The 9,564-nt window shown below is 32.6% G+C and carries 5 protein-coding genes; 3 read left to right on the top strand and 2 right to left on the bottom strand.

Annotation, left to right across the window (positions count from 1 at the left end):
* Positions 1–168 precede the first annotated feature (168 nt).
* Complete coding sequence (locus ACIQ2Z_RS08620) at positions 169–690, bottom strand: hypothetical protein (protein WP_396183736.1); 522 nt, start codon at positions 688–690, stop codon at positions 169–171.
* Between the two features lie 112 nt (positions 691–802).
* Between ACIQ2Z_RS08620 and uvrA the strand changes: the two genes are divergently transcribed.
* Positions 803–3,634: an excinuclease ABC subunit UvrA gene (gene uvrA, locus ACIQ2Z_RS08615; protein ID WP_396183735.1), complete on the top strand. Its 2,832-nt coding sequence runs from the start codon at positions 803–805 to the stop codon at positions 3,632–3,634.
* 29 nt (positions 3,635–3,663) lie between these two features.
* A complete protein-coding gene (locus tag ACIQ2Z_RS08610) occupies positions 3,664–4,389 on the top strand; it encodes a TIGR00730 family Rossman fold protein (protein WP_396183734.1) in 726 nt (241 codons plus the stop codon).
* 82 nt (positions 4,390–4,471) lie between these two features.
* Here the strand turns inward: ACIQ2Z_RS08610 and ACIQ2Z_RS08605 are convergent, their stop codons facing one another.
* Positions 4,472–6,433 (bottom strand): endonuclease, encoded by a 1,962-nt coding sequence (locus ACIQ2Z_RS08605; RefSeq protein WP_396183733.1) that lies wholly within the window; start codon positions 6,431–6,433, stop codon positions 4,472–4,474.
* Between the two features lie 120 nt (positions 6,434–6,553).
* Here ACIQ2Z_RS08605 and ACIQ2Z_RS08600 point away from each other — a divergent pair, with 120 nt between their 5' ends.
* Entirely contained in the window at positions 6,554–9,391 is a 2,838-nt protein-coding gene (locus tag ACIQ2Z_RS08600; protein WP_396183732.1) for an aminopeptidase, read from the top strand.
* Positions 9,392–9,564: the final 173 nt, after the last annotated feature.

The following is a 9,564-nucleotide window of genomic DNA, read 5'->3' as shown; positions in this document are numbered from 1 at the left end:
CTAAAAATGCTTTATTAGAAGCTTATCGGGAAAAACTAAAAAACATGATTATTGAATAACTTAACTCTTCAGATGTAAATTTGAAGATAAAAGTAAATCAATATATTAGCATTAAAAATGAATTTAAAGTAACATTCGTTCAGAATCAAAACGCTGAAAAAAATAAAACTATTTACTCTTCTCCCCTACAAAATAATCATTTGTATTTTTAAACAACACATTAAAAGTTGTCAAACTACCATAAATTCTAGTGATGTATTGTTGCAAATCTATTTTTTCGGCTTCATCTAAATTGCTGGCGTTTATTTTTTGTTCCATTACCCTGATTCTATCGCGAACCATTATAATTTTATGAAAGAATGTATCAATTGGCACTTCCTTGTTTTGAGTAGGAGTTCCTGGTTCCATGATGAGTTTTCCACCTTTCCATTTATCCGCAATGGGAACAATTTGAGAAACATCTGACCATTTTTGTAATAAACTTTTCAAGGTTCGTTCTACATCATAAAAACTAACTGAATCTACTTCATCTTCCAACGCTTCAATAATTTCAAATTCACAGTCGATATCAATGGTTTCTAATCCTATTTCAATAAAAGTTACCCAATAATGCTTAGACGTTACATTAGTTACCACACCATATCCAAATTCTGCATGTTTAATTCGAGAGCCTATTCCTAATATTTTCATATATTCAATTTTTATTTTTTTCAAAAATAGAAATTGTTTAACAAATTCTTCGCATGTGTATGTTTAAATCTTGCTTTCAAAATTGTAACTTTGCGGATTGCTAAAAAAAAGTATGTTGCATTCAAATGATATGATTGAAGTAATAGGTGCTCGTGTTCACAATCTAAAGAACATCGATGTTTCTATTCCCAGAGAGAAACTGGTCGTGATTACCGGACTTTCAGGTTCAGGAAAATCGTCTTTGGCGTTTGATACTGTTTATGCAGAAGGTCAACGGCGATACATCGAAACTTTTTCAGCTTATGCACGACAGTTTTTAGGTGGGTTGGAAAGACCGGACGTTGATAAAATTGATGGACTTTCACCCGTGATTGCTATTGAGCAAAAAACTACAAGCAAAAGCCCACGTTCCACTGTTGGCACCATTACAGAAATTTATGATTTTCTTCGTTTATTGTATGCCCGAGCGGCAGATGCTTATAGCTATAACACCGGAGAAAAGATGGTTTCGTATTCCGACGAACAAATAAAAGCATTAATTCTCGATTCTTTCAAAGGTAGACGAATCATTATATTAGCTCCTATCATCCGGTCAAGAAAAGGTCATTATGCAGAGTTGTTTCAACAAATTGCCAAACAAGGTTTTGTAAAAGTTCGTGTTGATGGAGAAATTCAGGATATAATCTCCGGAATGAAAGTCGACCGATATAAAACCCACGATATTGAAATCGTTATTGACCGAATGCAAATTGAAAATGATGTTGAAACTGATAATCGTTTAGCCGAAAGTATTAAAACGGCTATGCAACATGGCGACGATGTCATAATGATAATTGAACAGGAAAGTAAAGAAGTTAGGTACTTTAGTAGAACTTTAATGTGTCCAACTTCAGGAATATCTTATCCAAATCCGGAACCAAACAATTTTTCGTTCAACTCTCCAAAAGGAGCTTGTGAACATTGTAATGGATTAGGAACCGTCAATCAGATAAATTTAAAAAAAATAATTCCCAATCCAAAATCATCAATCAAACAAGGTGGTTTTACTCCATTGGGAGAATATAAAAGTACCTGGATTTTTAAACAATTAGAAACTATTGGAGAAAAATATGGTTTTAAAATAACGGACCCAATTGAAACGATTTCAGAAGAAGCCATGGAAATGATTTTGAATGGCGGAAAAGAAAAATTTTCGGTAGAATCAAAAACTTTAGGCATTACTAAAGAATATAAAATTGAATTTGAAGGGATTTCCAATTTCATAAAGAATCAATTTGATGAGAGTAGTTCTACTTCCATCAAACGTTGGGCAAAAGAATTTATGGATGAAATTGATTGTCCGGAATGTGAAGGTTCTCGTTTGAAAAAAGAAGTCTTGTATTTTAAAATCCATGAAAAAAATATTGCGGATTTATCGCAAATGGATATTTCGGAATTGAATGAATGGTTTTTGAATTTGGACCAATATTTATCCGAAAAGCAAAAAGTAATTGCGATTGAAATTACAAAAGAAATCAAATCTCGTTCGCAATTTTTGTTGGATGTAGGATTGAATTATTTATCGTTGAACCGAAGTTCTAAATCGCTTTCCGGTGGTGAAGCTCAACGGATTCGTTTGGCTACACAAATTGGTTCGCAACTAGTTGGCGTTTTATATATTTTAGATGAGCCGAGTATTGGTTTGCACCAACGCGATAATGAACGATTGATTAATTCGTTAGAAAATCTTCGTGACATTGGTAATTCCGTTTTGGTTGTTGAACATGATAAAGACATGATTGAACGAGCTGATTGGGTCATCGATATTGGTCCGAAAGCCGGTCGTTTTGGCGGAAGAATCATCAGTGAAGGAACGCCACAACAATTGTTGTTAGAAAGCACAATGACTGCTCAATACATGAGTGGAAAAATGAAAATTGAAGTGCCCAAAAAGCGTCGGGTTGGAAACGGAAAAATATTGAAATTATTAGGAGCTTCCGGAAATAATTTAAAAAATGTTACTGTTGAATTTCCGTTAGGCAAACTCATTTGCGTAACAGGAGTTTCCGGAAGTGGAAAATCAACATTGATTAACGAAACCCTCTATCCTATTCTAAACGAACACTTTTTTAATGCGGTAAAAAAACCACAACCCTTTAAAAAAATAGAAGGATTAGAGCATATTGATAAAGTAATTGACATCGACCAAAGTCCAATTGGAAGAACACCACGAAGCAATCCTGCCACATATACAGATGTGTTTTCAGAAATAAGAAGTTTGTTTACGCAAACTCCCGAAGCGATGATTCGTGGATACAAAGCCGGACGTTTCAGTTTTAATGTTTCCGGCGGACGATGCGAAACTTGTGAAGGTTCAGGTGTTCGCACCATTGAAATGAGCTTCTTACCGGATGTATATGTGGAATGTGAAACGTGTATGGGCAAACGTTTTAATCGGGAAACTTTGGAAATTCGTTACAAAGGAAAATCCATTTCAGATGTTTTGAACATGACGGTGGATGAAGCGGTTGACTTTTTTGAAAACATTCCAAAAATCTATCGAAAAGTAAAAACGATTCAAGATGTTGGTTTGGGTTATATTACATTAGGACAACAAAGCACTACCCTTTCAGGTGGCGAAGCCCAACGAATTAAATTGGCTACTGAATTATCAAAAAAAGATACGGGTAATACGTTTTACATTTTGGATGAACCAACAACCGGATTGCATTTTGAGGATATTCGGGTGCTAATGGAAGTCATTACCAAATTAGTAGACAAGGGAAATACCGTTTTGGTAATTGAACACAATATGGATGTAATTAAGTTAGCTGATTATATTATCGACATTGGTTTAGAAGGGGGAAAAGGTGGCGGAGAAGTTATTTGCAAAGGAGCCCCTGAAGAAATCATCAAAAACAAAAAGAGTTTCACTGCTCAATTTCTGAAAAAAGAATTACTTTAGCTTGTTTATTTAATTTAAAAAAAGATAGAATGTCTGTAGAACAATACGAAAACGAAGACCATAGAATTCAAGAAAAATTCAAACAAAAAACTTGGAACGAAATCCGCACCAATGACTCTTGGGCCATTTTTAAAATCATGTCTGAGTTTGTCAATGGCTATGAAAGCATGTCCAGAATTGGACCATGTGTTTCCATTTTTGGTTCAGCCAGAACAAAACCTGGAGAGAAATATTACGAATTAGCTGAAAATATAGCCTATAAAATCAGTAAAGCCGGTTATGGTGTAATTACCGGTGGCGGACCGGGTATCATGGAAGCAGGAAATAAAGGTGCTCATCGTGGTGAAGGAACTTCCGTTGGTTTAAATATTGAATTGCCTTTTGAACAGCACTTTAATCCCTATATCGATAAAGATAAAAACCTGAATTTTGATTACTTTTTTGTTCGAAAAGTTATGTTTGTCAAGTATTCACAAGGATTTGTAGTAATGCCAGGCGGATTTGGAACATTAGATGAAATGTTTGAAGCTGTTACTTTAATTCAAACCAAAAAAATCGGGAAGTTTCCAATTATTTTGGTAGGTACCGAGTTTTGGTCCGGTCTATTGGATTGGATAAAAAATGTGATGATCGATATACAGAAAAATGCAAGTCCGGAAGATATGAATTTAATTAAAGTGGTGGATACTGAAGATGAAGTGGTAGCTGTTCTTGATGCTTTTTACAAAAAATATAATTTGAGTCCAAACTTTTAATAGAAAACCACTAATTCAGAAATTTAATTTTAAATGAATTAGCGGTCTATTTAAAAACGAATTAATCTTGTTGATTAGTTCGTTATTTTATGATAATCTTTTTCGTAATTGTTTGATTTTCAGTTAAAATTTTCATGAGGTACATTCCTGAGGGTAAATTCAATTTTAAATGAGTTAATCCTTCAATTTCATTCGATAAAACTTGTTGCCCGTTTATAGCATAAATTTCAACTTTCGCAAACGATTCAACTCCGCTTATTGTAATCTCATCACGAGTCGGAATTGGATAAACCCTAACATTTGCTTCATCAAATTTAGGTTGGCTAAGTGTTGGAAACCATTGTTGTCCATAATTTTCTCCCCAAATATAATCAGCTAAATTAGGATAATCGATAAAAGGATTTCGATTAACTTGCCATGTATAGATATAATTATTTCGATTCATTTCAAAATCATCAGCCGGATCAGTAGAATTCCAAGTTAACAAAGAAGCTAAATCTCCTATTTGTCCCGAAATATTATCCGCCGGATTTCCATTGACTAAAGTTAAACCGTTGTAACGAACAGCCATATAAAATAAGGAACGAGCAACATCGCCTTTCCATGTTCCTAAACTTCCAGTTGGTCCGCTATAATCAGTACCATAATCTCTGTTACTGCGAGAACTGTTTTCCTGACCATCTTCTGCTCTAATATGATGAGCATCAGCATGACCGGACAAAATATCATCCGCATTGGTTGGCAACCAAATATTTATTCCATCTGCAAAAGAAGAAGTTCCTTCAGCAAATCCGCCTCTTGACTGAGGCCAAATGTGCTCTCGATTCCAAACGCCAATTATACTTGGCCCTAACTGATAGTCAATTTTTGAACGTGGTTGTTCTACGTACATTAACCAAACTTCGTTGTTATTAGCCGGATTTTGATCTGCGATTTTTAAAATATCCACAATATCCCCATAATTATGAGCATGCACAATTTCAGGGTTTGCGATAATATCTTGTAAAGCCTGCTTTAAACTTTCTCCAGACAAACCTTCTAAAGAGGAATAATACCCAACGGGCATGGTGCTTATAACATTTCCAAAGGTTGGAGCCATTGGTGAACCCCAAGAAGCTACAATATAATTTATATCTTTTACTCTGATTTTTACATTATTATTTAAAGTAATATAACCTTCCGGTAATGAACCAACAACAATTGACATCGTTTCATCTCCATCATTTAAACCATCATCAGTTACTTGAATAGTTGTAGAACCATTTGAAGTACCCGATGGTATTGAAACAGATAAATTTCCAGTAAAATCAGCATTTGTAAACGATCCATTGGCAAGATTTAGAGTAAAGTTTAAATCTGTAGTTACTGGTGTATCAGTTGTAAAAGTAATCACTATATTTTCACCTTCATTCAAAACAGAAACGCTTGTTGCTAGAGTAATTCCGTTGTAAACAATACCACTGCCATCATTATTGGTCCGTGGAGTTGGTGTTTTTACTTCATATGTTCCATCATTTTTACGTTGAATAGACTGAGAAGCGGCTAAAGAATTGACATTTTCATTTTGCTGAGTTGTTACCCCTAAAATTGTTTGCAGTTCTGTTGCTTGTGTAACACCATTACCATAAACTAAAGCATCAATTAAATTTACAGCTGTTGCCGGAGTATCAATTGGAAAATTATCTATAATATCATGGTAAACAGCAATGGCATCTGGTCCATTTTGGACAGTGTTTTGAGGAAACAATAAAGAAGGAGCCGGATTTACTTGCGAATTTCCGATTAAAATAATACCATTCCCATCCGTTATTAAGCCCGCTAAATTAATAGTGTAATAACTTAATGTTCCTGTTCCGGAAGAACTGCCATTATACATGACTATGATATAGCCGTCAAGTGAAAAAAATGGAGTTTGAGATTTGAGTTCAATAAATTCTTTTACATCTAAACCGGGTGTATCAGCATCTACTTCATTGATTACCACTTGTGAAAAAATGCAAGTAGACATTAGTAAACCGACCCAAAGAAGCACTCTTTTTGTCATTGGTATTTTAGTTTTGTCAAATTTACTTAATATTATCTTAAACACTAGTGTTTTTAAAATTTTTAAGATTATCTTTTAGTTATATTTACTATCTTTCAACCTCAAAATATATGCGTTCCTTTGAATAAGAATACCAAAATTGCTATTTCCTTTTTATTTCTTTTTATGTTTGTTGTGGGATTTTCTCAACATCAACAAAACTTATTTGTTGAACTTTTTCCGGAACAAAAATCATTACTTATAAAACAGGAACTAATCTATCACAATACTTCTGAAAATACACTTTATAAAATTGTATTGAACGATTGGAATAACTCTTTTTCAGAAAAAAACACTCCTTTAGCTAAACGTTTTTCTGATGAACATTACAGGGGATTTCATTTAGCAAATTTTAAAGACAGAGGAAGCACCAATAACTTATCAATTCTTGATTCAGAAAAACGAATTGTTGATTGGTGCCGACCGGACAAACACCCTGATATTGTTGAAGTTTTACTTAGCAAACCCCTGAAATCAGGAGAAAAAATAACTTTAAACCTTTTATATTACGTCAAAATACCCAACAATAAATTCACAAACTATGGATTTGAAATTGGTGGAGGTTATAGTTTAAAAAATTGGTTATTAACACCAGCCCGAATAGAAAACAATACTTTTGTAACTTACAGTAATTTGAATCTTGATGATATTGCAAATGCTACGTTTGATATAAAAATGAGCCTTAAAATGTCTAAATCTTTAAAATTATCGTCCGATTTAAATGTTGGCATTCCTGAAATAGATTTGAGTAATCAAACTTATTTTTTAGAAGGACAAAATAGAACCAATTTTAGTCTATTTATAGAACCTTCTCAAACCTATTCAAGTTATAAAAATGATTTAGTTGAAGTAGTCACCAATTTGAATGACAGCAAAGTAGATGTAATTCAAAAAGCAATTTTAATTGATAAAATAGTCAATTTTGTGGATCAAAATTTAGGAGCCTATCCACACAAAAAAATCACAATATCCCAAACTGATTATGACAGAAATCCATTTTATGGTTTGAATCAATTACCTTCTTTTATTAGCCCTTTTCCAAATGATTTATTGTTTGAATTGAAGTTTTTGAAAACCTATATCAACACTTTTTTAGAAAAATCTTTAAGGTTAGACCCAAGAAAGGACAATTGGATTTATGATGGAATTCAAGTCTACCTCATGATGAATTATATTGATGAAAATTACCCGGAATTAAAAATGATGGGCAATATCAGTAAGTTGAAAATATTAAAAGGATACCACTTGATGGATATTAGTTTCAATGAACAGTACAGCTACTTTTATTTGCTCATGGCACGGAAAAATTTAGACCAAGCGATAGGTGATTTAAAAGATACATCCTTAAAATTCAATGAACAAATTTCAGGAAAATACAGAGCTGGGTTAAGTTTAAAATACCTCGACAACTATTTAGGTGATTCTATTGTTTCTACTAGTATTAAACAATTTTATACCAAAAACCTAAAGCAACAAACAAACCGAACAGATTTTGAAAAAGAATTAAAAATTAAAACGGATAAAAACTTAAACTGGTTTTTTGAAACCGTGGTTGATTCCCGTGATTTAATTGATTATAAATTTCATAACGTCATTAAAACGAACGACAGTATCACGGCAACAATTCACAATAAAACAGGCACTGCTGTTCCTTTTCCAGTTTATGGCATCAAAGACAAAAAAGTTGTTTTCAAAGAATGGTTTGAAGGTTTTTCAACCGATTCTACCATTACATTACCAAATAATCAGGCTGACAAAATTGTTATCAATTATAACAATGAAGTTCCTGAGTTTAATCTGCGAAATAATTGGCGTTCTGTATCTGATTTCCACATTACTAATAAGCCTTTTAAATTTGTCTTTTTCCAAGATTTAGAAGACCCAAAATACAATCAAATTCTATATGTACCTATCTTAAATTATAACCTTTATGATGGATTAATGCCCGGTATGCGATTTTATAACAAAACTATTTTAAACAAGCCTTTTATTTACGATATCAACCCGGTTTGGGGAGTCAAATCAAAAACATTTGTTGGGTCTTTCAGTTTTTTATACACCCAAAACAATAGAGAAACCAATTGGTATCAAACTATTTACAGTATGTCGGGTTCACGATTTCATTATGCTCCTGATGCAGAGTTTTACAAATTTAATCCAATACTTATTTTCAGAAGACGTGAAAGTGATTTACGAGATAACCATAAAGAACAATTACTGTTTCGTTATGTTATGATTGATAGACAGCAAACTGATTTTATTGATACTGAATCTAAAGATGAATACCAAGATTATTCAATTTTCAACGTAAAATACCTAAACGTTAGAACTGAAGTTTTGAGCCATTATAGCTTTAAAGGTGATTTACAAATTGACCGAACTTTTGGCAAAGCTTCTTTTGAAGTAGATTTTCGAAAACTATATGATAATAACCGTCAATTCAATATCCGATGGTATGCAGGTTCTTTTTTATACCAAAATACAGATACTGATTTTTATGATTTTGGGATTTCGCAAGTAAATGATTATTTGTTTGACTACAATTTATACGGACGATCTGAAACCACAGGGTTTTTCAGCCAACAATATGTTGTTGGGGAAGGTGCTTTTAAATCTCAATTGGACACTAAACTTTCCAATAAATGGCTCACAACACTGAATACAAGTTATAGTATTTGGAATTGGATTGAATTATATGGAGACATCGGTCTGATAAAAAATGAAAATATTTCACCAGAGTTTATTTACGAAAGTGGAATTCGATTGAATTTATTAACCGATTATTTTGAAATTTATTTACCTATCCACTCCTCAAATGGTTGGGAAATAAACCAAGGAGGTTACTTTAGTAAAATGCGATTTATGTTTACTTTAAATCCAAATACGCTTATCGGATTATTTACCCGAAAATGGTTTTAAATCATTATAAAATTAAAGATAAATTACATTTTATTTAATTTTTAGCTTATTTTTAAAAAAATATCACAATCTAAACTCTAATTAATACCATTTTTTCATCAATAATTGAATTATATTTTTAATTGTATTATATTATAATTACTACTTTTTACTTAAATTTGTTCTCTACTGAT

The sequence above is a fragment of the Flavobacterium sp. genome, assembly GCF_044361015.1.
Lineage (GTDB): Bacteria > Bacteroidota > Bacteroidia > Flavobacteriales > Flavobacteriaceae > Flavobacterium.
This window is presented reverse-complemented; position numbering and strand designations above follow the sequence as displayed.

Excerpts from the sequence above, each read along its gene's own strand:
- ACIQ2Z_RS08620 (WP_396183736.1), bottom strand. The coding sequence starts at position 690 with ATGAAAATATTAGGAATAGGCTCTCGAATTAAACATGCAGAATTTGGA.
- uvrA (WP_396183735.1), top strand. The coding sequence starts at position 803 with ATGTTGCATTCAAATGATATGATTGAAGTAATAGGTGCTCGTGTTCAC.
- ACIQ2Z_RS08610 (WP_396183734.1), top strand. The coding sequence starts at position 3,664 with ATGTCTGTAGAACAATACGAAAACGAAGACCATAGAATTCAAGAAAAA.
- ACIQ2Z_RS08605 (WP_396183733.1), bottom strand. The coding sequence starts at position 6,433 with ATGACAAAAAGAGTGCTTCTTTGGGTCGGTTTACTAATGTCTACTTGC.